Raw genomic sequence first — 20809 nt, forward strand, 5'->3', positions numbered from 1 at the left:
CATATGAACACCTCTTCAGATATAAGCGGTTTGGACGGCTGTTCGGTCAAGGTCGTCGATGCCGGCCGGGTGGAGGCGGTCCGCGAGCGGATGCCGGCCGCCCAGGAGCTGGCCGACACGGCGGAGATCTTCGGCCTGCTGTCGGATCCCGGCCGGTTGCGGCTGCTGGTGGCGTTGCTGGACGGCGAGTTGTGCGTGTGCGACCTGGCGGCGGTGACCGGCCAGAGCGAGTCCGCCGCCTCCCACGCGCTGCGGCTCCTGCGCGCGCACCGCGTCGTGGCGGTCCGCCGCTCCGGGCGCATGGCGTACTACCGGCTGGCCGATCCGCACGTGCGGATGCTGCTCGACCTGGCGATCGCCCACGCCGAACACACCGACCCCACCTCCGGGCACGCGCACCCTGACCCCGGACCCGCCCTCAGGTCCGTTTCCTTCGAGGCGCGCGGAAAGGGGCTGTGATGGGGGCGGGGCACGGTCACGGGCACGCCGCCGGGCGGCACCGCTGGCGGTTGGTGGTCTCCTTCGGCCTGGTCGGCTCCTACTTCCTGGTCGAGCTGGTCTTCGGCCTGCTGTCGGGTTCGCTGTCGTTGCTCTCCGACGCCGGGCACATGGCCGCCGACGTGGTCACCCTGGGCGCGGCGCTGGTCGCCACCAGGATCGCCACCCGTCCCGACAGCACCGGCCGCCGCAGCTACGGCTCCTACCGGGCCGAGGTGTTCGCGTCGCTGCTGGCCGTGGTGCTCATGTTCGGCGTCTCGGTCTACGTCGTCATGGAGGCCATCGGACGCATCGGCCGGGACGCGGAGGTCTCGACCGGGCCGATGCTGATCGTGGGCGCGATCGGCCTGGTGGTCAACATCATCGCCCTGCTGCTGCTCAGGGCGGGCGCGGCCGACAGTCTCAACGTCAGAGGCGCCTACCTGGAGGTCGTCGCCGACACCGCCGGTTCGGTGGGGGTCATCGTGGCGGGCTGGCTGGTGGCGACGACCGGCGAGCCGCTGTGGGACACGCTCGTCGCCCTCGCCATCGGCGCCTTCGTGGCCGTACGCGCCGTCGGACTGGGCCGGCAGGTCTTCGCCGTGCTGGGCCAGCACGTACCGGAGGGCATGGACTCGGCGGCCGTCGCCGCCGACCTCGCCGCCATCAAGGGCGTACGCGACGTGCACGACCTGCACCTGTGGACGCTCACCTCCGGCATGAACGTCGCCACCGCCCACCTGGTCACCGCTGACCAGGGCGACCACCACGCGGTCCTGGACGAGGCCCGCGACGTGCTCCTCCGCCGCCACGCCATCGCCCACGCCACCCTCCAGGTGGAGCCGGCCGATCACCGGGGCTGCGACGAACTCGGCTGGTGACGAGCGGCCCGCCACAGTTGTAAGACCCCTGCGCCACGGAAGACCACCTCGCAGTGCACGGATGGTTCGCCGGGACGTGGCGCGCCGATAACCTTCTGGACCACTTTTTCGGAATACGCACGTTGTGTCCTGTTTGTCGGGGCAGGAAGAAACGTCAGTGGGAAAAGTTAGCCTGGGCGGTGTCGTTCCGGCGCCGGGCTCTGGCTCGGCCCGGAGGTGATGGATGTCCCAACGTCCGACCGGAGGGGAAGCGATCGTGGGGTCTTTCGCGGGCGGAGCACTGCCCCCGGACGACGTCGTCGTCACGGCCCTGCGCGCCGGCGACGAGACGATGTTCGCGGCGCTGCTCGACACCTGGTCGCAGGGCCTCCTGCGAGTGGCCAGGTCCTACGTCTCCACCGACCACTCCGCGGAGGAGGTCGTGCAGGACACGTGGCTGGCGGTGATCGACGGGATCGACGGCTTCGAGGGCCGGTCCTCGGTCAAGACGTGGGTCTACCGCATCCTGGTCAACACGGCGAAGAAGCGGGGCGTGCGGGAGAGCCGCACGCTGCCGTGGAGCGCCTTCGAGCGCGACGGACTCAAGACCGCCGAGCTCGAACCGCCGGGCGGATGGCCGGCGCCGACGGCGGCCTGGCCGACCCCCGAGGGCGAGGCGCTGGCCTCGGAGGTGCGCGGGCTGATCGCCGAGGCCCTGGGCCGCCTCCCGCCACGGCAGCGGATCGTGATCGCGCTGCGTGACGTGGAGGGGTGCACCTCCGACGAGGTGTGCGAGATCCTGGAGATCTCCCCGGCCAACCAGCGGGTCCTGCTGCATCGGGCGCGGATGGCCGTGCGGGGCCGGCTCGCCGGCTACTACGAGTCCGTGAAGCAGCCCGAATAGTTTGCGGGCGCCATGACCTCCGTACGCGCGGCACAATAAGTGAAACGGTTCATCTCACAGACAAGGGCGGTCAACGTCGTGAAGCGGTTCACCTGCGACGAACTGGTGGAATCCCTCACCGCCTACCTCGAAGGCGCCCTCGACCAGCCGGCTCATGAGGGCGTGCGGGCACACCTGGCCTGCTGCGAGGGGTGCGGGCGTTACTTCGAGCAGTTCAGCGCGACCATCGGCGCTCTCGGTGACCAGCCGCAGGAAAAGCTGCCCGCCGGCGTACGCGACCGGCTCATGTCCGCCTTCCGCGAGCGCCACCGGCCATAGATTTCAAGACGCCGTGAAGCTCTCCCGCAGCGCGGCGAGCACCGGCGGCGAGATGGCGCCGGCCCGCAGGCAGCGCAGCGCCGCGATCGTCGCGAGAACCTGCGCCAGCCAGGCGTCACACCCCCGGCACCGGTGCAGATGCCGCGTCACGGCCTCCCGCCGTCCGTCGGGAAGCGCCTGCTCCAGATAGTCCGTGAGCAGCTCGCACACGTCGGCACACCCGAGCTCGTCCGCTCGCCCTTCCCTCGCCCGTTCCATGTGACCTAGTCCCCGCTCCGGCCCCATCCGTTACACGACTCCACACGAACCTCTCGAAATTCGTCTGTAACGATCGCGCGGCTCGCGGGTCTGTAGGTGCGGACCGCGACCCGGCTGCCGGGTCACGGCCCACCGCGGACCAGTGGCCACGCGAAGGGGAGACGATGACCGGGCTTACGGCGGAGAGCACGCCGCTGCGGGACGCCTCGGAGGTGGCGGACTACGCGCGCCGCTGCTTCCGTCCCGCCGCCGAAGACCATGTTGGCGTCGAGCTGGAATTCCTGATCTTCGACCGTACGGACCCGGCCGCCCAGGTTCCGCTGGCCAGGGCCGAGCGGGCGGTGCCCGCGCCGCTGCCGGGCGGCAGCCGGGTGACGTTCGAGCCGGGCGGGCAGCTCGAACTGTCCGGCCCGGCGGGCCCGCTGCCCGACGCGGTCGCCGCCCTGGCCGCCGACGTGGCCGTGGTGCGGGATGCGCTGAAGGCGGCGGGCCTGGCGCTGGGCGGGGTCGGCCTCGATCCGGTACGACCGGCGCGCCGCCAGCTCCATTTGCCCCGGTACGACGCGATGGCCGAATTCCTCGGCCGGCCGTACGGGCAGCTCATGATGTGCTCGACCGCCTCCATCCAGGTCAACGTGGACCTGGGGGAGCGGCCGGCGGCGCGCTGGGAGCGGGCCCACACGCTCGGCCCCATGCTGCTGGCGGCCTTCGCCAACTCCCCGCTGCGCGCCGGCCGCCCGTGCGGCTGGATGTCGGGCCGCCAGGAGGTCTGGAGCCACCTCGACCCCACCAGGACCGCCCCCGTGCCCGCCAGCGGCGACCCGGCCGCCGACTGGGCCGAATATCTGCTGGATGCCCGGCTCATGCTGGTGCGGGAGGACGACGAGCGCTATCTCCCGGTGCGCGATGGCTCGACGTTCCGCGACTGGCTGCGCGAAGGAAACCAGGGCGGCCGCCGCCCCACGGCCCAGGACCTGGCCTACCACGCCACCACCATCTTCCCCCCGGTGCGGCCGCGGGGCTGGCTGGAGATCCGCTACCTCGACGCCCAGCAGCCGGCGGCCTGGCCGGTGTGCGTGGCCGTGACCCACGCCCTCATCACCGACGACCGGGCCGGCGACACCGCGATGGCGGCGGCGCAACCGTTCGTCGGCGCGGAATCGTGGCGGATCGCCGCGCGGTGCGGGCTGACCGACCCCCGCCTGCGGCAGGTCGCGGAGGCGGGCTTCCGGGCGGCGCTGGAGGCGCTGCCCCGGCTCGGCGCCGGCCCCGGGCTGACCGGCGCGGTGGCCGCGTTCGCCGACCGCTACGTGACGACCGGCCGCTCCCCGGCGGCCGACCTGATGGACCTCACGCCGGGACCGCGCGTCCCGGCCTGGCTCAACGACGAAGGACCGCGATGAACGACTTCAAGGAACGCATCGCCGCCGAGCTCATCGCCGTGCGCGACAGGTCGCTGGCCTACACGGAGGCGGACGACGATCTGCTGATACGCCAGCACTCCCCGCTCATGTCGCCCCTCGTCTGGGACCTGGCGCACGTGGGCAACTACGAGGAGCTCTGGGTGCTGCGCGAGGCCGGGGGCATCACCCCGCTCCGGCCCGAGATCGACGACATCTACGACGCGTTCAAGACCCCGCGCAAGGACCGGCCCAGCCTGCCCTTCCTGAAGCCGAACGAGGCCCGCCGCTACATCGAGGGCGTGCGCGGCCGGGTGCTCGACGTGCTCGACACGATCGACCTGGAGAGCCCGTCCCCGCTGCACCGCGACGGGTTCGTGTTCGGCCTGGTCATCCAGCACGAGCACCAGCACGACGAGACCATGCTCGCCACGCTGCAACTGTCGAGGCAGCCTGGCCTGGTCCGCGAGGGCGACCTGCCGCCCGGCCGCGACCAGGGCCGGGAAGAGGTGTACGTGCCCGCGGGCCCCTTCTTCATGGGCACCGACACGCTGCCGTGGGCCTACGACAACGAGCGCCCCGCCCACCAGGTGGACCTGCCCGGCTACTGGATCGACCGGCTGCCCGTCGGCAACCGCGCCTACGTGGCCTTCATCGAGGAGGGCGGCTACGACGACCCGCGCTGGTGGACCGCGGAAGGGTGGGAGTGGCGGCGGCGCAAGGGCATCGTCGCCCCGCTGTTCTGGGCCAAGGACGGCGCGTCGTGGTCGCGTACCCGGTTCGGGCGGACCGAGGCGCTGCCGATGGACGAGCCGGTCCAGCACGTGTCCTGGTACGAGGCCGACGCCTACGCCCGCTGGGCCGGCAAGCGGCTGCCCACCGAGGCCGAGTGGGAGAAGGCGTGCGGCTGGGACCCGGAAAGGCGGCGGGCCCGCCGGTATCCGTGGGGCGAGGCCGACCCCGGGCCCTCCCTGGCCAACCTCGGGCACCGGGCCGCGCGGCCGGCGCCGCTGGGGGCGTACCCGGCGGGGGCCAGCGCGTACGGGGCCGAGCAGATGGTGGGGGACGTGTGGGAGTGGACGTCGTCGTGGTTCCACCCGTACCCGGGGTTCCGGAGTTTCCCGTACAAGGAGTACAGCGAGGTGTTCTTCGGCGAGGAGTACCGGGTGCTGCGCGGCGGCTCGTGGGCGGCCGATCCGGCGGCGGTGCGGACCACGTTCAGGAACTGGGACTATCCGATCCGGCGGCAGATCTTCACCGGCTTCCGCTGCGCCCGCTCCGAACGGGCCGCCTGAGGTGTGCCGGCACGCCGCCTGGCTCGGGGCCGCCCGCCCGCTGACCTCGCTCATCCACGAGCCCCAGCACGGGCTGCTCGAACAGTCGTACGCGCCGCGCCGCCAGCGGGCCGGCCTGATGAACGCCGACGGGTACGGCATGGGCTGGTACGACCCCGCCCGCCCCGAACCCGTGCGCTACCGCCGTTCCGTACCGATCTGGACCGACGCCAACCTGCTCGGGCTCGCCCAGACGGCCCGCTCGACCTGCCTGCTGGCGGCCGTGCGCTCGGCCACCGTCGGCATGCCGATCGAGGAGAGCGCCACCGCGCCCTTCACCGACGGCACGTGGCTGCTCAGCCACAACGGCCGCGTCGCCCGCGACGCCGTCAAGGATCTCGCCGACGGCGCCGAGAGCACCTGCGACGCCGCCTGGGTGGCCGCGGCCGTGTTCCTGCGCGGGCGCGCCGGGGCCGAGCTGGGCCAGGCGCTGGCCGAGGTCGTCGTACGGGCCGGGGAGAAGGACCCGCGCGCCCGCCTGAATCTGCTCGCCTGCGACGGCGCCTCGCTCGCCGCGACCGTCTGGGGCGACACGCTCTTCTTTCAATCACTCGCCGACGGCGTGCTGGTGGCCAGCGAGCCGCTCGACGACCTGCCCGGATGGCAGGCCGTGCCCGAGCGGAGCCTGCTGACCGTCACCCGCGAGGACGTCCGCGTCCAGCCGTTGTGATCTCTACACCAGGAGGCCCCGTGCCTGTCAGCCAGTCGACCGTACGTGTGATCAACCATCTTGACCGCGACTATCTGCGCGAGGCGCTCGAACACGACGTCACCAGCGGCCTGACGTCGTCGCCCAAGTGGCTGCCGCCCAAGTGGTTCTACGACGCCACCGGCAGCGAGCTGTTCTCGCGGATCACCCGGTTGCCCGAGTACTACCCGACCCGGCGCGAGCTGGCCATCCTGCGGGCCCGCTCCACGGACCTGGCGGCCGACTCCGGCGCCGACACGCTGGTCGAGCTGGGCTCGGGCACCAGCGAGAAGACCGTGCTGCTGCTGGACGCGCTCGCGGCCGCGGGCACGCTGCGCGGCTACACGCCGGTGGACGTGGACGCGGTCACCCTCGGCGCCGCCGCGCGGCGGGTGGCCGCCCGCTTCCCCGGGCTGGACGTGCGGGCGGTGTGCGCCGACTTCGAGCGACATCTGGCGCTGCTGCCGCGCAACGGCCGGCGGATGGTCGCCTTCCTGGGCGGCACCATCGGCAACCTCGAACCGGCCGTGCGCGCGGTCTTCCTGAAGGAACTGCGGGCCACGCTGCGGCCGGGGGACACGTTCCTGCTGGGGGCCGACCTGGTGAAGGACATCGGGCGCCTGGTGGCGGCCTACGACGACGCGGCCGGGGTGACGGCCGCCTTCAACAGGAACGTGCTGCGGGTGATCAACCGGGAGCTGGCGGCGGACTTCGTGCCGGAGGCGTTCGAGCACGTGGCCCTGTACGACGAGCGCCAGGACTGGATCGAGATGCGGCTGCGGGCGAGCCGGGCCATGCGGGTGTGGGTCGGAGGGCTCGGGCTGACGGTGGACTTCACGGAGGGGGAGGAGATGCGGACGGAGATCAGCGCCAAGTTCCGGCTGGAGGGGCTGCGGGCGGAGCTGGCGGTGGCGGGCTTCCAGGTGCGCCGCCACTACACGGACCCGGAGGGCGACTTCGCCCTGGTCCTGGCCGAGGCGTGAACCCTGCCACGACCCAGGCCGGTACGGCGGTCGGAGAGAGGTGGCGGGCCGCGCGGAGTGTGATGCCGGCCGGGCACCTGGACGCGGCCGGGTGCAACGTGCCCGCCGACCGGGTGCTCGACGCGGTCGTCGGCCACCTGCGGCTGGAGCGGGAGCGGGGCGGTTACGCGGCCGTCCCCGACCTCACGGAGGCGCGAACGGCCCTGGCCGCCCTGGTCGGGGCCGGTCCGGAGGACGTGGCGTACCTGGAGAGCGGGACGGCGGCGATGGCGGCGCTCCTCGGCGGGTGGGACCTCGCGCCGGGCAGCCGCGTCGGCGTCGCCCGCACCGAGTACGGCGGCACGGTGCTCCTGCTGCGCCGCCTGGCCGCCCGGCGCGGGTGGCGGCTGGTGGACCTGCCGGTGGACGGGGACGCCCGCGTCGATCCGGACGGCCTGCGCTCCCGGTTGACGGCGGGGCTGGACCTGGTGGTCGTCTCGCACCTCGGCTCCCACCACGGCGTCGTGCAACCGGCGGCGGAGCTGGGGGCGCTGTGCCGGGCCGCCGGGGTGCCGTTCGTGCTGGACGTGTGCCAGTCGCTGGGGCAGGTGGAGGTACGGGGGATCGGGGCGAGCGCGTACGTGGGGACGTCGCGCAAGTGGCTGGCGGGCCCGCGCGGCGCCGGCTTCCTGATAGTCCCGGACCTCACCCCCGCCATGGACGCTCCGGCGCCCACTCTCGGCGGACACCTGCTGGATGAGGATCCGGTGCCCGTGCGCGGAGTCGCTCGCTATGAGAGCTCCGAGGGCGCGATCGCGTCCCGGGTCGGCCTCGGGGCGGCCGTGCGGGAGCAGCACGAGCTGGGCCCGGCGCTCTACGCCCACCTGGCCGGACTCGGCCGCACCGCGAGGGACCTGCTCGACGGCGCCGGCGGCTGGCGGGTGGCCGAGCCGCTCGGCGAGCCGTCCGCCATCGTCACGCTCAGACCCCCGCCCGGCGACCCGGCCGAGCACGCCGCCGCGCGGGCGGCCGAGGCGTCGCTGCTGGTCAACGTCGTACCGACGGCACGGGCGCCGCTGCACCTGCGCGAGCCCGTCCTGCGCGTGTCACCCCCGCCCGGCACCCCCGAGGAGACCCTGAGAACCCTGGCCCGCGTCCTGGCCCGATGAAAGGTTCACCCTCGATTGACGGGTGGCGGCCCCCGTTGTACGCCTGATCAAAAAGGGGGGGACCGTTGACCTTCTTACGTGTGATCATCGCCACGGCCACCGCGGCGGCCCTGACCGCGCACCCGCAGCCGGCGGCGGCCCCGTCCGTCCAGGTCCTGCGCAACACCCTGGTCGACCCGCGGGCCATCTACTTCGTCTCCTACGACGGCCTGGTCAACCAGGCGACCTTCCAGCAGGACGGCATCCTCACGCACGCCGGCCACCAGTACACCGCCTGGTACACCGCCGACCGCAGCGCCATGATCGCCCGCCGGACGTACAACGGCACCGCCCAGCCCGGCCCGTGGCAGACGCTCAAGCTGCCGCACAGGCTGACCGCCGACGACTCCCACAACGTCATCTCGCTGGGCGTCTCCCGCCAGGACGGCCGGCTGCACATCGCGATGGACACCCACAACACCGCCGTCCACTACGTCAAGTCGGCGCCGGGCCTCGTCAACGCCGCCACCTGGTCGCTCGCGCAGTTCGGCCCCGTGCAGCGCACGCTCGACGGCGTCGGCCTGGGCGACATCACCTACCCGCAGTTCCTCGCCACCCCGGAAGGGCGGCTGCAGCTCAGCTATCGCACCGGCGGGTCGGGCAACGGCACGAACGAGCTGGCCGAGTACGACAACGGCACCTGGACCAGGCTCGGCCGCTGGCAGTCGGCGACCGGCACCTACACGACCGCGCACGGCGGCAGCACCACGCGCAACATGTACCTGCACGGGCTCGACTACGGGCCGTCCGGCCGGCTGCACGCCGCCTACACCTGGCGCGAGGGCAACTTCGGGGTCATCTGCGCGCCGGGCGGCATCAGCAACCACGACACCGGCTACGTCTACAGCGACGACCGCGGTCGCACGTGGAAGACCGCCAACGACGCGACGGCCGCCGTGACCGGCACCGGCACCCAGGTCTCCATCAATACCCCGAACCAGGTCGTGGACCCGCTGAACCCCGACCACGCCCTGATGAACCAGGAGGCGCAGGCCGTCGACTCCCAGGGCCGCCCGCACGTGCTCATCAGCTACGTGCCCGGCCGCTTCACCCAGTGCGTCACCGACTTCGTGGCCGGCCGCCGCGCGAACGCCCGCAACTTCCACCTCCGCCGGCTCGCCGACGGGACCTGGAGAAAGGTCGAGGTGCCGGTGCCCCTGCAGGCGTTCGGCCGCTCCCGGCTCGTCCTGGACGCGCGGGACAACGCGTACGTCATCATGCCCGGCGGCCGCATCGTCGCGGCGAGCGCGGCCGCCGGCTGGAGCGACTGGACGCTCCGGTACGACGCCGCCGGCCTCAACGCGTTCGGCGAGATCGTCGTGGACGACTCCGCGGCGCGCACCACCGGGGTGATCTCGCTCGCCTACCAAGAGCGCTCCTCGGGCACCACGCCGTCCCCTCTCCGCGTCCTGGACGTCCGCCTTCTCGGTTGACACTCTACCCCGTTCAATGTCTATGCTCTGCTCAATAACTACACGGCGTTCAATTTATTGAGGAGAGTCATGCGCATCGGAGTGTTCGGCGCCACGGGGGTCATCGGATCGCGTGTCGTCACCGAGGCCACGAGCCGCGGCCACCAGGTCACGGCGTTCACCCGCGGTTCGGCCTGGACCCCGGCCGAGAACGTGACCTGGCGGACGGTCGACCCCCTGGACGCCGACGACGTGGCCGGTGTCATCGGCGGGCTGGACGTGCTGGTCAACGCGCTCAACGCGGGCCGGGGCATCCCCGACACCATCGCCAACGCGGACGTGCTGCCGAGCGCCGCCCGGTCACTGCTGGAGGCCCTGAACCGGCACCCCGCCATCCGGCTGATCGTCATCGGGGGCGCGGGCAGCCTGGAGGTACGGCCCGGACTCCAGGTCGCCGACGTCGAGGGCTTCGCCGAAAGCCTGCCGGTGAACCTCGGCGTCCCCGTCGAGTACGCCAAGGTCGTCGAGGCCGGCCGCGAGGCGCTGGCCCTCTACCGCCTGTCCAACCGGAACTGGACCTACCTCAGCCCCTCGTCCGGCCTGATCGAGCCGGGGCCGCGCACCGGCCGGTTCCGGATCGGCGGGAACCAGCTCCTCACCGGCGAGGACATCTCCGCGGAGGACGTGGCCGTCGCGGTGATCGACGAGGCCGAGCTGCCCCGGCACGTACAGCGCCGGTTCACGGTGGGCTACTGACCGTCAGCAGCCGGCCGATCGCGGCGGTGACACGCCGGGTGAAGGGCGAGACGCGGCCGGGGCCGTGGAAGGGCTCCGTGGCGCCGTCCGTGACGCCCTCGACGGTGGCGAGGTCGGCGCCGGGATGGCACACGACGTCGGGGCCCGGCAGGTCGGCGAGCAGGAACTCGCCCTGGTCGGCGCGGGCGTCCGCGGGGTGCGCGCCGGGGCGCTCCCAGCGCAGGCGATCGCGGTCGTCGAGCCGGTAGACGCCCGATCCCTGCCCGGCGGTCACCCGCATCGGCCCGCCGTCGTGGCCCAGCCGGACCCGTACCGAGAAGGGGCCGCCCCGCTGGGTGGCGCGTACCAGGCTGAGGTGGTTGAACTCGTTCGGGTCGGCCAGCCAGCTCACCCGCGTCCCCAGCATCACGGCCAGGTGCGCGAGCATGAACGGGGGCAGGCCGATGAGCTGCTGGCCGGCCCCCGACACCTCGGGGCTCTTGTGGTGGCGCCACTTGACGCCGGACAGGTAGACGCGCTCGCTCGGCGTGAGCAGGGCGTCCAGGGTGAACAGCCCGGCGACGCCGTACCGGCGCCAGGCCCAGAGCGCGACGCGCTCCGCGCACTCGAAGAGCAGCGCGGCGGCGGTCGCCGGCCAGGGGCGCGACCAGTCGTGGCCGTCGCAGGACTCGTCGGTGGTGGCGTGCGAGGGGCGGTCGACGTACACGTTCAGACCACCGGCGCCGTCGGGGACGCCGAGCACGGTGACGGCGCACGGCCAGCCGTCCACGTACGCCGCCACCCGGTACGGCCCCAGCAGCCGCACCGCCCGCCCCATGTCCGCCTCGTCCGCCACGATCACCGTCCTGCTCCCGCCGGACATACCGCCCGCCTGCACCACGACCCGCTCGGTGCCGACCGAGCGCCGCAGCTCGGCCAGCCCCGGCAGCCGGTCGGCGGGCACGCAGCGGATCCGCGCCACGGCGGGCACCCCGGCCGCGCGCAGCAGGTCGTCGAACAGGTGCCTGGCCTCCAGAACGGCGCGCACGCCCGGGTCGATGGCCGCGACCGTGCCGCCGGGCCCGGCCAGCTCGTACGGCCGTTCCCCGGCACACCAGGTGGAGATCACCGGCGGCCGGTCCAGCTTGACCAGGTGGCGGGCGGCGTCGTGGCGTACCCGGCGCAGCCAGCCCTGACGCTCGGCCACCGACCGGACGTGGGTGCGTTCCTCGGCGGCGACCACCATGCCGGGCAGGGCGGGGGCCCACGCCGCGTAGCAGCCGATGCTCAGCGCGGGCCGCAGCGCCCCGATGGGGGCGGGGCCCGTGTAGCAGGCGCGCAGGGCGGCGCCGAACCGGTCGACGGTGACCAGGGGACGGCCCGCCAGGGCGGTCAGCAGCTCGCGGTGCGCCGTCTCGGCACGGGCGTCGTCCATTCCTGTTCCTTCTTCTCAGCGAGAGTGGTCACGATGCGCACTATTGACGGTGCGCTGCGTACGGCGCATCGTCGAGGGCACCGCGTTGTGAAGCGATGTGAAGCTGCGATGCCGCCCCGGCGTACCCGTCCCGTCGTGAACCTGGCCCTCGCCGCGCTGATCGAGCGGGCCGGCTGGACGCACGCCGAGACCGCGCGGCACGTCAACGCCGTCGCCGCCGAGACCGGGGAGCGCATCCACTACGACCGGTCGGCCATCGGGCACTGGCTGACCGGCACCATCCCCAGGCCCGAGGCCGTGCACGCCGCGGTGGAGGCGTTCCGGCGCCAGCTCGGCCGGACCGATCTCACGCCCGCGCACCTCGGCTGGCCCGACCCGGCCGTCGCGCCGCCCGCCGACGACCCCTGGCGCGGCGACCCGGTCGCCCGGCTGGCCACGCTGGGGGAGGACGACCTGCTGAACCGGCGGACGGTGCTGACGGCGGGCACGTTCACGCTGGCCGCCCTGTCGGCGCGCGGCGGCGGGATCCGGCCCCGTGCCCCCGCCGGGCGCGCGGGGGCGGGCGACGTCGCCCGCATCCGCGCCGCCACCGCCAGCTTCGCCGACCTCGACGACCAGTACGGCGGCGCCCACGCCCGCGCCGCGGTCGCCGCCTACATCGCCCGCGAGGTCGCGCCCCTCCTGCACGAGGCCACCGGCCGGACCCGCCCCGACCTGTTCGGCGCGGCGGCCGAGCTGAGCTACCTGGCCGCGTACATGGCCATGGACGCCGGGGCCAACGCCCTGGCCCAGCGCTACTACATCAGCACCGTGCGGCTGGCGGACGAGGTCGGCGACCTGGTGCTGCGCGCGACCGCCTTACGCAGCATGGCCGTCCAGGCGGCCGAGCTGGGCCACGACGGCGAGGCCCTGGCGCTGGCCGACGCCGCCGCCTCCGCGCTCGGTGGCCGCGGTCCCGACCGTACGCAGGCGTGGATCACCGGCATGCGGGCGGAGGCGCACGCGGGAGCGGGCACCCGCTGGGACGCGCTCAACCTGCTGCGCCGCACCGAGACCCAGCTCGAACGCGCCGACTCGCCGCCGGAGGCGCTGTGGACCGGCAACTACCGGCGCGAGTCCCTGGAGCACCAGATCGGGCTGACCCTGACCCGGCTGGGCGACCACGCCACCGCCGCCCGGCACTTCGCCGCCTCCATGGAGGCCCGCCGGCCCGGCGAACGGCGTACCAGGGCGCTGATCGGCCTGCGGGCGGCGCACGCGTTCCTGCGCGCGGGCGAGCTGGAGCGGGCCGCCGGCACGGTGCTCGGTCTCAGCGACGACGTGCGGCTGATCGCCTCCGCCCGGGTGCGTGACGAGTTACGCAGCCTGCGGGCGGACTGGCAGCCGTACCGCGACAGCCCGGTGATCGCCGAGGTGGACCGGGCCGTCGCGGAGGCCGCCGGGCTCAGAGCGGGCCGGCGCGGCGGCCGGCGCCGCGCCTAGCGCACGACCGTACGGGCGGCGACGAGCTCCCCGCCCTGGAAGCCCTCCACCCGGATCACCCGGGCGGCGCCGGCGCCGGGAACGGGCACCGTGACCACCTCCTGCGCCAGGTCCGCCGACGCCCGCGGCCGGCCGTCCAGGTAGACGTCCGCCCGGTCCAGCAGCGCGGTCGTGAGCGTCAGCTCGTCGGCGGCCACCGCCACGTCGAGCCGCCGCACCGTGCCGGTGGCCAGCAGCTCCCCGGCGCGGGCGAGCAGGTCCGCGTTGCTCTCCAGCACGTCCGTGCGGGTCATGCGGTGGCGGTGCGTGGGCACCACGCCGAGGTCCTCGACCGGCGTGCCGGCCAGGTCGCCCACGCGCAGCGTGCGCCGGATCGACACCCGCATGTTCGCCTTGCCGGGCAGCGGCTTGTACGGGCTGTCCGGCGACGGCGAGGGCAGTTCGAGCAACTGCTTGAGCAGCGCGTGCGTCCACACGTTGGCGCCGCCCGCGCCGGTGTTGTCGTCGGTGCCGAGCACCGGCCCGATCCGGTGGTCCTGGAAACCGGCGGCGAAGATGTCGGTCGCCGAGTAGCAGCGGGCGTCGGTGATCAGCACGACCGGGCCGAAATACTGCTGGCCGAGGGCGTTGGCCCCGCCGGTGGGCGTGATGGAGTAGCCGCCGGAGAAGACGGCGCCGGTCTCCAGCGCCTGGTTCATGGACGGGCACCAGGGGCCGAGGTCGATCTGGCCGGTCGGGTTCTCCTGGTGCTGCTTGCAGATGCGCACGTTCAGGGCCGTCGCGATGAATTGGGTCGGCTCGGGCGTGATGGGGCGCGGGGTGAGCGTCTGCAGGAGGAACTCACTGGCGAAGATGTGCCCGCCGCCGTTGGCGCGCACGTCCACGACGAGGCCGTTCTGCGGCAGCAGCCCGATGAGCCGGACGAACTCGCGGACGAACCCGTCGGGGTCGTTGACGCTGAAGGTGAACACGCGGATGTGGCCGAAGGTGCCGGACGGCGTGACGATGCTCCTGGCACGGAAGATCGACGGCATGGGCGTCGGCAGGTCCGCGCCCGGCTGCGCCTTCTCGGCCGACAGCTCGCCGGTGTCGATCCGCTCCTCGCTCGTGATGGTCTGCGGGACGTACAGGAGCTGGAGCGCGCGGCCGATCTCGTCGGTGCCGAGGTCGAGCCCCTGCGCCACGGCCGCCGTGCTGACCTGGTCGGCGTCCACGAAGGACGGCTGGTTGTCGGTGACCTGCCACCTCTCGCGCAGCTCGCGCTCGATCCCGTCGGGGTCGAGGTAGGTGAGCACGACCCAGTCCTCGTCGGGCGGCACGTGGATGCGCAGCGGCCGGATGGTCAGCGACTCCAGCCCGCGCGAGTGCCGCGCCGCCGGGTTACTGCCGGCGAACTTGGCCGCGTTCAGGTCGACCGCTCGGTCGATGGGGACGCCGTTCCAGTGGGTGACCTCGACGCCCGGCCCGAACCCGGCCGGCGCGGCATAGCCCTGGACGGTCCTGGTCACCGCGTAGCGGCGGGCGTCGCCGTCGTAGTACTCCTCGATCAGGTACGGGAGGTAGGCGATCTTGGTGTTGTACGGCGCCGGCAGGATGTAGTTGGTGTGCAGGTCGCGTACCGAATGGAAGATCTCCGACAGCTCCTGGTGGAAGCGCGCCTCCGGGTCCATGGTCGTCGCGCTCTGCCGGCTCAGCCGCACGGCCAGCAGCCGCAGCCGCTGCACCGGATTGACCGCGTGCATCGCGGCCTTCAGCGGCAGATGCACGTAGTTCTGCTCGATGAGCACCAGAGCCTGCTGGACCAGGGTCCTCCGGTCGGCGAGCGTCAGCGTGCCCGCCATCCGCACGAAGTCCTGGAGCTCCATCGCCCCGGCGAGCTGCTTGCCCGCGCCCTCGGTCATATCGTTCACCCGTCCCGGTCGTGTGTGATCGAATACCGGCACGGTGACACGAGATCGGCACGTGGCGCATCGGGAGCCGTCCTAGGGTTTTCCCTAGTCAGAAGGCGTAGTTGCGGAGCACGGCCAGGGCCTGCGCGCCGTGCGGGCCCGTCGCCTTGAGCGCCGAGTCGGCGGGCGACAGGCGGCGGGCGCCGACCCGGCAGAAGTCGGCGGCCGGGCCGGTCACCGTGGAGGGCGCGGCCGGGTCGCCGAAGTGCCAGAGGTCGCCGCCGGGCGCGGTCAGCTCGCAGTGCACGGGGCCGCCCTCGATGCCCTCGACCTGGAAGGCGTACGGCAGCGTGCGATGGCCGAGCCAGGCGATGTGACGCAGGCGGGCGGTGTCGGGGTAGGGCAGGCCGAGCGGGGTGGTGATGTCGTAGGCGTGCGCCCAGTGCTCGGCCAGGCGGGTGGTGGCCAGCGTCGCCGGCGACAGGGCGGTGGCCACCCACGACAGGCGGGTGCCCTTGGGCAGCGCGCGCAGCGCTCCGGGCGTGGCGGCGGTGGCCGCCCGCCAGCGGGCCAGCAGGTCGGCGGGGGTGACGTGCCGCTGGGCCGCCACGACCGCTTCGGCCATGGCGTCGACGTCGCCCCGGGGCAGGGTCAGCTCGTCGCCCGCGATGGAGGCGGCGACGAGTTCCTCGGTCTGGGCCAGGTGCACGACCACGTCGGAGACGGTCCAGCCGGCGGCGGCCGAGGGGTGGGTCCACTGGCCGGCGGTGAGGCCGGCCAGGACGGCGTCGAGTTGCGCGTACTCGGCCTGGAGGTCGTCGAAGATGTCGGTCATGATTGCAGAATAATGTTCGGGTGGCCATTGGTCGATGAGATCTGACCGCTCGCCGTACGAGATCGTCCGAATTTTAAATACTGCATACCGTATGTGGTACCCGTGGTTCGTGGCAGACAGGACGAGGTTCCTCAGTCGTTCCCGTACCGTGGCGGGCCCCACCTGGAGCCGGTGGCTCGTGCCGCCCGCCGCGCTCTCCGTGCACCTGGCGATCGGCCAGGCGTACGCGTGGAGCGTGTTCAAACCCCCCTTGGAGTCCTCGCTCGGGCTCTCCGGCACGCAGAGCGCGCTGCCGTTCCAGCTCGGCATCGTCATGCTCGGCCTGTCGGCGGCCTTCGGCGGCACGCTGGTCGAGCGCAACGGGCCCCGGTGGGCGATGTTCGTCTCGATGGCCTGTTTCTCCTCCGGTTTCCTGCTGTCCGCGCTCGGCGTGGCCACCAGTCAGTACTGGCTGGTCGTGCTCGGCTACGGCGTCGTGGGCGGGATCGGGCTCGGCATCGGCTACATCTCGCCGGTGTCCACATTGATCAAGTGGTTCCCCGACCGGCCGGGCATGGCCACCGGCATCGCGATCATGGGGTTCGGCGGCGGAGCGCTGATCGCCTCGCCGTGGTCGGCGCAGATGCTGGCCTCCTTCGGCGCGACCACGGGCGGGATCGCCACGACGTTCCTCGTGCACGGCGTGGTCTACGCGGTCTTCATGTCCATGGGCGTGCTGCTCGTCCGGGTCCCGCCCGAAGGCTGGACGCCCAAGGGCTGGCGGCCGGCCGAGAACCGTACGCGGGCGCTGATCACCACGGCCGACGTCTCGGCCCGCAACGCGATCCGCACGCCGCAGTTCTACTGCCTGTGGGTCGTGCTGTGCTGCAACGTCACCGCCGGCATCGGCATCCTGGAGAAGGCCGCGCCGATGATCTCCGACTTCTTCGCCGGTACGACGCTCGCCGTCGCGGCCGGGGCGGCGGCCGGGTTCGTGGCGCTGCTGTCGCTGGCCAACATGGCGGGGCGCTTCGTCTGGTCGTCCACCTCGGACCTGATCGGGCGCAAGAACATGTACCGCGTCTACCTGGGGGTCGGCGCGCTGCTCTACCTGGTCATCGCGCTCTGGGGCGACGGCTCCAAGCCGCTGTTCATCGTGGCCGCGCTGGGCATCCTGTCCTTCTACGGCGGCGGGTTCGCGACCGTCCCGGCCTATCTGAAGGACCTGTTCGGCACCTTCCAGGTGGGCGCCATCCACGGGCGGCTGCTCACGGCCTGGTCCACCGCCGGCGTGCTCGGCCCGCTGATCGTCAACGCGATCGCGGACGCGCAGAAGGCCGCCGGGCGCTCCGGGCCCGACCTCTACACGACGTCGCTGTTCATCATGATCGGGCTGCTCGCGGTCGGTTTCCTCGCCAACGAGCTGATCAGGCCGGTGCACGACAAATATCACGAACGGCCGGTGGCTGATCGCCTGACGCCGGTGGCGGAGAAGGGACAGGCGCTATGACCGGCACCAGGCGTACGTGGCTGATGGTGCTCGCGTGGGGCTGGGTGGGCGTGCCCTTCGCGTACGGGGTCTACCAGCTCTTCCTCAAGCTCGCCCAGCTCTTCAGCGGGTAAGGCGAAGGTTACCCAGGGCGATGCCGGGGCACCGCTTCCATGGTGGAAATGGTGACGGTGTCGTCCTGGCGCGAGCTGGACGAGGCGATCAACGAGGCCGGACGCTCGGCGGGTGCGTTGCCCGCGCACTCCACGCTGGTCTTCCGTGGCCTGGCGCGGAGCACGTACTCGCACGTGTCAGGGCTGGCCCGCCTCAAGGGCGACTACGCGGCCCTTGAGGCGCATCTCCTCAGAAATTTCCGCAAATACGCGCACCGTCAGGCGCCCGGCCCGGCGATCTGGGACTGGCTGGCCCTCGGGCAGCACCACGGCCTGCCCACGCGGCTGCTCGACTGGACGTTCTCCCCGCTCGTGGCCCTGCACTTCGCGACCGCGTCGTGGCCGGGCGAGGACGCCGTGCTCCTGACGGTCGACTGCGCGGCCGCGCACCGGCTGCTGCCCGACCCCTTGCGTGCGTGCCTGGACACCGAGGGCGCGCTGGTGTTCACCACCGAGATGCTCGCCAAGGTCGCCGCCGACCTCGCCTGTTTCGACGGGCTGAGCGGCGGGCGGCCCTTTCTGGCGTTCTTCGAGCCGCCGTCGCTCGACGAGCGGGTGATCAACCAGTCGTCGGTCCTGTCGGCGTTGTCGGAGCCGACGTTCCAACTGGAGCAGTGGCTGCGGGAGCACTCCGGCCTGGCGCGGGCCTGGCTGATCCCGGCCGGGGTCAAGACCGAGATCAGGCAGCGGCTCGACCAGGCGAACATCACCGAACGCGTGCTGCTCCCCGGCCTCGGCGGGCTGGCCGACTGGCTGCGCCGCTACTACTCGCCCTGCGATATCGAGAGCGGGACGGACGACGGCGGCGCGTCGATGGCAGGTCGGCGGAACCACGTGTCCGGATGATCCGTCATGCCGCTTCGGCCGAGCCGGGGCGGACGATCATGAGCACGACCACGGCCGCCCACAGCAGGTTGTAGAAACCGGCGAGCATCGAGAGCCCCTTCAGCTTCGCGGGGTCGCCGGGCGCCGCGAGCACGTCGCGCTGGCGCGGATAGATCCGCAGGGCCAGCAGGAGCCCGGCGGCCAGGGTGAGGACCATGGAGACGATGACCCAGATCTCGCCCATCCGGCCCTGGACCGAGGCCAGCGTCATGCCGGCGACGGGCACGACGAGGCCGAAGAGGCTGTAGCCGCGGGTGATGCGGTGCATGGCGACGGCCACCGGGCGGCCGCGCTCGTCGGCGAGCGCGTATTTGGGGAAGAGGCTCGTCGCGACGGCGGGCCCTCCGACGAACACGATGGCACCCAGTACGTGCACCGACAGCAGAAAACCTTCCACGAGCACTTCCTCACGAGCCGAACCTTCAGAGTGGCTGAAGCCTAACACGCACCTTCAGATGCCCTGAAGGATGGCGTGATCTGTGGGGTAGCGGTCGTTGACGCCACAGACGGTCCCGGACCAGGCTGGAGACGTGAACCAGCGCCGCGTCGCCTTCGTCGTCTTCGACGGCTTCCAGTCCCTCGACCTGGCCGGGCCGTACGAGGTCTTCCAGCAGACCCGCCGCTACACCTGCCAGATCGTGGCGGCGCGCCCCGGCCTCGTACGCGCGGGCAGCGGCCTGCCCGTGCACGCCGAGCACGGCGTCGCCACCCTGGACCCGGACGGCGTCGACACGCTGGTGGTCGCCGGCGGCTCCGGCGTCTACGAGGCCAGGAACGACCCCGCGCTGACCGCCTGGATCGCCGCGGCGGGGGCCGGCGCCCGCCGGGTCACCTCGGTGTGCAGCGGGGCGTTCCTGCTGGCCGCGACCGGCCTGCTCGACGGCCGCCGGGCCACCACGCACTGGGCCAGGGCCGGGCAACTGGCCAGGGAGTATCCCGCCGTCACGGTCGACGCCGACCCGATCTTCATCAGGGACGGGCGCGTGTGGTCGTCGGCGGGGGTGACCGCCGGCATGGACCTGGCGCTCGCCCTGGTCGAGGACGACCTCGGGCGCGACGTCGCGCTGGCCGTCGCCCGCCACCTGGTGTTGTTCCTGCGCAGGCCCGGCGGGCAGTCCCAGTTCAGCGTGGCCCTGTGGTCGGCCCAGCCGGCCACGGACCCGATCAGGGCGGCGGTGTCGGCCATCCACGCCGACCCCGGCGCCCGGCACGGCATCGACGACCTCGCCGCGCACGCCGGGCTCAGCCCGCGCCACCTGCAGCGCCGGTTCACCGCCGAACTCGGCGTGCCGCCCGGCTCGTACGTGGAACGCGTACGCGTCGAAGCCGCCCAGCGCGCGCTGGCGGAGAGCGACGACCCCGTCGAGGCCATCGCCCGCCGCTGCGGATTCGGCACCGCCGAGACCCTGCGCCGCACCTTCCACCGTCGCGTCGGCGTCGCGCCGTCCGACTACCGAGACCGCTTCCACACGAGGGGAACCCCATGACCACGTACGGACTGCTGATCTTCGACGACGCCGAGGAGCTCGACTTCGCCGGGCCCTGGGAGGTGTTCACGGTGTCGTCGATGCTGCGCGGCGGCGCCGACACGCCGGTGCTCATCTCCGAGCGGCCCGGCCCCGTACGCTGCGCCAAGGGCATGCGCGTGCTCGCCGACCACACCCTCGACGACCACCCGCCGCTGGACGTGGTGCTGGTCCCCGGCGGCAAGGGGGCCAGGCAGACCGAGCTGCACAACCCCGTCGTGACCGGCTGGATCGCCAAGACGGCCGCCCAGGCCACGTGGACCGTCAGCGTCTGCACGGGCTCGTTCCTGCTGCACGAGGCGGGGCCGGCCCGCGGGCGCCGGGTGGCCACGCACTGGAGCTGCGAGGACGCGCTCGAAGAGCGGGGCGACGTCACCGTGGTGCGCGACGCCCGCTATGTCGTGGACGGTGACCTGCTCACCTGCCAGGGGGTGTCGGCCGGGATCGACGGCGCGCTGTGGCTCGTCGGCCGGCTTCACGGCCGCGACCACGCCAGGGCGGTGCGCCGCTACATCCAGTACGACCCCGCGCCGCCCTACCTCGCCGACGAGCCCGCCTGA

22 protein-coding genes are annotated in these 20809 nt (G+C 72.8%); 17 read left to right on the top strand and 5 right to left on the bottom strand.

The annotated features are described in order from the left end of the window. Positions 1–3 precede the first annotated feature (3 nt). The 4 genes from C4V41_RS04430 to C4V41_RS04445 all read left to right on the top strand — a co-directional run bounded on the left by C4V41_RS04430 (position 4) and on the right by C4V41_RS04445 (position 2559). The gene (locus tag C4V41_RS04430; protein WP_103954389.1) at positions 4–459 is read left to right on the top strand and encodes an ArsR/SmtB family transcription factor; all 456 of its coding nucleotides are present in this window, start codon (positions 4–6) and stop codon (positions 457–459) included. Next, positions 459–1358 (top strand): cation diffusion facilitator family transporter, encoded by a 900-nt coding sequence (locus C4V41_RS04435; protein WP_103954390.1) that lies wholly within the window; start codon positions 459–461, stop codon positions 1356–1358. Before C4V41_RS04430 ends, C4V41_RS04435 begins: the two co-directional genes overlap by 1 nt. 256 nt (positions 1359–1614) lie before the next feature. After that, complete coding sequence (locus C4V41_RS04440) at positions 1615–2241, top strand: RNA polymerase sigma factor (protein ID WP_235029896.1); 627 nt, start codon at positions 1615–1617, stop codon at positions 2239–2241. Positions 2242–2319: 78 nt separating this feature from the next. Beyond that, positions 2320–2559, top strand: coding sequence for an anti-sigma factor family protein (locus C4V41_RS04445; protein WP_103954745.1), 240 nt, complete (start codon positions 2320–2322; stop codon positions 2557–2559). A gap of 3 nt (positions 2560–2562) precedes the next feature. Here C4V41_RS04445 and C4V41_RS04450 read toward each other — a convergent pair whose 3' ends face one another. Further along, positions 2563–2817 carry a zf-HC2 domain-containing protein gene (locus tag C4V41_RS04450; protein ID WP_160150164.1) on the bottom strand — a complete coding sequence of 85 codons (255 nt, stop codon included), beginning with the start codon at positions 2815–2817 and terminating at the stop codon, positions 2563–2565. Between the two features lie 164 nt (positions 2818–2981). Between C4V41_RS04450 and egtA the strand changes: the two genes are divergently transcribed. From egtA to C4V41_RS04485, 7 genes are all read left to right on the top strand, one after another. Next, on the top strand, positions 2982–4220 hold the full coding sequence (gene egtA, locus C4V41_RS04455) for an ergothioneine biosynthesis glutamate--cysteine ligase EgtA (protein ID WP_103954393.1): 1239 nt from the start codon (positions 2982–2984) through the stop codon (positions 4218–4220). Then, entirely contained in the window at positions 4217–5512 is a 1296-nt protein-coding gene (egtB, locus tag C4V41_RS04460; protein WP_103954394.1) for an ergothioneine biosynthesis protein EgtB, read from the top strand. The genes egtA and egtB overlap by 4 nt, the downstream gene beginning before the upstream one ends. A gap of 1 nt (position 5513) precedes the next feature. Then, complete coding sequence (egtC, locus tag C4V41_RS04465) at positions 5514–6221, top strand: ergothioneine biosynthesis protein EgtC (protein WP_103954395.1); 708 nt, start codon at positions 5514–5516, stop codon at positions 6219–6221. Between the two features lie 20 nt (positions 6222–6241). Continuing rightward, positions 6242–7222: an L-histidine N(alpha)-methyltransferase gene (gene egtD / locus C4V41_RS04470; RefSeq protein WP_235029897.1), complete on the top strand. Its 981-nt coding sequence runs from the start codon at positions 6242–6244 to the stop codon at positions 7220–7222. Then, entirely contained in the window at positions 7219–8370 is a 1152-nt protein-coding gene (locus C4V41_RS04475; protein ID WP_235029898.1) for an aminotransferase class V-fold PLP-dependent enzyme, read from the top strand. Before egtD ends, C4V41_RS04475 begins: the two co-directional genes overlap by 4 nt. Before the next feature lie 65 nt (positions 8371–8435). After that, positions 8436–9842, top strand: a complete 1407-nt coding sequence (locus C4V41_RS04480) for a BNR repeat-containing protein (RefSeq protein ID WP_103954398.1) — start codon at positions 8436–8438, stop codon at positions 9840–9842. A gap of 69 nt (positions 9843–9911) precedes the next feature. Next, positions 9912–10577 carry an NAD(P)-dependent oxidoreductase gene (locus C4V41_RS04485; RefSeq protein WP_103954399.1) on the top strand — a complete coding sequence of 222 codons (666 nt, stop codon included), beginning with the start codon at positions 9912–9914 and terminating at the stop codon, positions 10575–10577. Here C4V41_RS04485 and C4V41_RS04490 read toward each other — a convergent pair. Further along, a complete protein-coding gene (locus tag C4V41_RS04490; RefSeq protein WP_103954400.1) occupies positions 10561–11991 on the bottom strand; it encodes a hypothetical protein in 1431 nt (476 codons plus the stop codon). The genes C4V41_RS04485 and C4V41_RS04490 overlap by 17 nt on opposite strands. A 135-nt stretch (positions 11992–12126) precedes the next feature. On the opposite strand from C4V41_RS04490, the gene C4V41_RS04495 reads away from it, so the two are divergent. Continuing rightward, a complete protein-coding gene (locus tag C4V41_RS04495) occupies positions 12127–13473 on the top strand; it encodes a hypothetical protein (RefSeq protein WP_200823735.1) in 1347 nt (448 codons plus the stop codon). Here the strand turns inward: C4V41_RS04495 and C4V41_RS04500 are convergent. Together C4V41_RS04500 and C4V41_RS04505 are read right to left on the bottom strand one after the other, a co-directional pair. Next, positions 13470–15374 carry a S41 family peptidase gene (locus C4V41_RS04500; protein WP_103954401.1) on the bottom strand — a complete coding sequence of 635 codons (1905 nt, stop codon included), beginning with the start codon at positions 15372–15374 and terminating at the stop codon, positions 13470–13472. The two genes, C4V41_RS04495 and C4V41_RS04500, sit on opposite strands and share 4 nt — an antisense overlap. A gap of 97 nt (positions 15375–15471) precedes the next feature. After that, the gene (locus tag C4V41_RS04505) at positions 15472–16197 is read right to left on the bottom strand and encodes a maleylpyruvate isomerase family mycothiol-dependent enzyme (RefSeq protein WP_103954402.1); all 726 of its coding nucleotides are present in this window, start codon (positions 16195–16197) and stop codon (positions 15472–15474) included. 109 nt (positions 16198–16306) lie between these two features. Here C4V41_RS04505 and C4V41_RS04510 point away from each other — a divergent pair, with 109 nt between their 5' ends. Genes C4V41_RS04510 through C4V41_RS04515 form a run of 3 tightly spaced genes read left to right on the top strand, consistent with a single transcriptional unit; the run spans position 16307 to position 18684 of the window. After that, positions 16307–17686, top strand: coding sequence for an L-lactate MFS transporter (locus tag C4V41_RS04510; RefSeq protein WP_235029899.1), 1380 nt, complete (start codon positions 16307–16309; stop codon positions 17684–17686). Continuing rightward, complete coding sequence (locus C4V41_RS66425; RefSeq protein WP_456093847.1) at positions 17683–17799, top strand: MFS transporter small subunit; 117 nt, start codon at positions 17683–17685, stop codon at positions 17797–17799. Before C4V41_RS04510 ends, C4V41_RS66425 begins: the two co-directional genes overlap by 4 nt. Before the next feature lie 48 nt (positions 17800–17847). Next, a complete protein-coding gene (locus C4V41_RS04515; protein ID WP_200823736.1) occupies positions 17848–18684 on the top strand; it encodes an FRG domain-containing protein in 837 nt (278 codons plus the stop codon). A 4-nt stretch (positions 18685–18688) separates the two neighbouring features. On the opposite strand, the gene C4V41_RS04520 is transcribed toward C4V41_RS04515, so the two are convergent. After that, a complete protein-coding gene (locus C4V41_RS04520) occupies positions 18689–19120 on the bottom strand; it encodes a hypothetical protein (RefSeq protein WP_103954405.1) in 432 nt (143 codons plus the stop codon). Between the two features lie 133 nt (positions 19121–19253). Here C4V41_RS04520 and C4V41_RS04525 point away from each other — a divergent pair, with 133 nt between their 5' ends. Further along, positions 19254–20210: a GlxA family transcriptional regulator gene (locus tag C4V41_RS04525; RefSeq protein ID WP_103954406.1), complete on the top strand. Its 957-nt coding sequence runs from the start codon at positions 19254–19256 to the stop codon at positions 20208–20210. Continuing rightward, positions 20207–20809: a DJ-1/PfpI family protein gene (locus C4V41_RS04530; protein WP_103954407.1), complete on the top strand. Its 603-nt coding sequence runs from the start codon at positions 20207–20209 to the stop codon at positions 20807–20809. Before C4V41_RS04525 ends, C4V41_RS04530 begins: the two co-directional genes overlap by 4 nt.

Source organism: Nonomuraea solani (assembly GCF_900108335.1).
Taxonomy (GTDB): domain Bacteria; phylum Actinomycetota; class Actinomycetes; order Streptosporangiales; family Streptosporangiaceae; genus Nonomuraea; species Nonomuraea solani.

What these genes read in the sequence shown, in the direction of transcription:
- C4V41_RS04435 (WP_103954390.1), top strand. Translation starts at nt 459, where the DNA reads ATGGGGGCGGGGCACGGTCACGGGCACGCCGCCGGGCGGCACCGCTGG.
- C4V41_RS04515 (WP_200823736.1), top strand. Translation starts at nt 17,848, where the DNA reads ATGGTGACGGTGTCGTCCTGGCGCGAGCTGGACGAGGCGATCAACGAG.
- egtB (WP_103954394.1), top strand. Translation starts at nt 4,217, where the DNA reads ATGAACGACTTCAAGGAACGCATCGCCGCCGAGCTCATCGCCGTGCGC.
- C4V41_RS04450 (WP_160150164.1), bottom strand. Translation starts at nt 2,817, where the DNA reads ATGGAACGGGCGAGGGAAGGGCGAGCGGACGAGCTCGGGTGTGCCGAC.
- C4V41_RS04485 (WP_103954399.1), top strand. Translation starts at nt 9,912, where the DNA reads ATGCGCATCGGAGTGTTCGGCGCCACGGGGGTCATCGGATCGCGTGTC.
- egtA (WP_103954393.1), top strand. Translation starts at nt 2,982, where the DNA reads ATGACCGGGCTTACGGCGGAGAGCACGCCGCTGCGGGACGCCTCGGAG.
- C4V41_RS04490 (WP_103954400.1), bottom strand. Translation starts at nt 11,991, where the DNA reads ATGGACGACGCCCGTGCCGAGACGGCGCACCGCGAGCTGCTGACCGCC.
- C4V41_RS04505 (WP_103954402.1), bottom strand. Translation starts at nt 16,197, where the DNA reads ATGACCGACATCTTCGACGACCTCCAGGCCGAGTACGCGCAACTCGAC.
- C4V41_RS04530 (WP_103954407.1), top strand. Translation starts at nt 20,207, where the DNA reads ATGACCACGTACGGACTGCTGATCTTCGACGACGCCGAGGAGCTCGAC.
- C4V41_RS04430 (WP_103954389.1), top strand. Translation starts at nt 4, where the DNA reads ATGAACACCTCTTCAGATATAAGCGGTTTGGACGGCTGTTCGGTCAAG.
- C4V41_RS66425 (WP_456093847.1), top strand. Translation starts at nt 17,683, where the DNA reads ATGACCGGCACCAGGCGTACGTGGCTGATGGTGCTCGCGTGGGGCTGG.
- C4V41_RS04500 (WP_103954401.1), bottom strand. Translation starts at nt 15,374, where the DNA reads ATGACCGAGGGCGCGGGCAAGCAGCTCGCCGGGGCGATGGAGCTCCAG.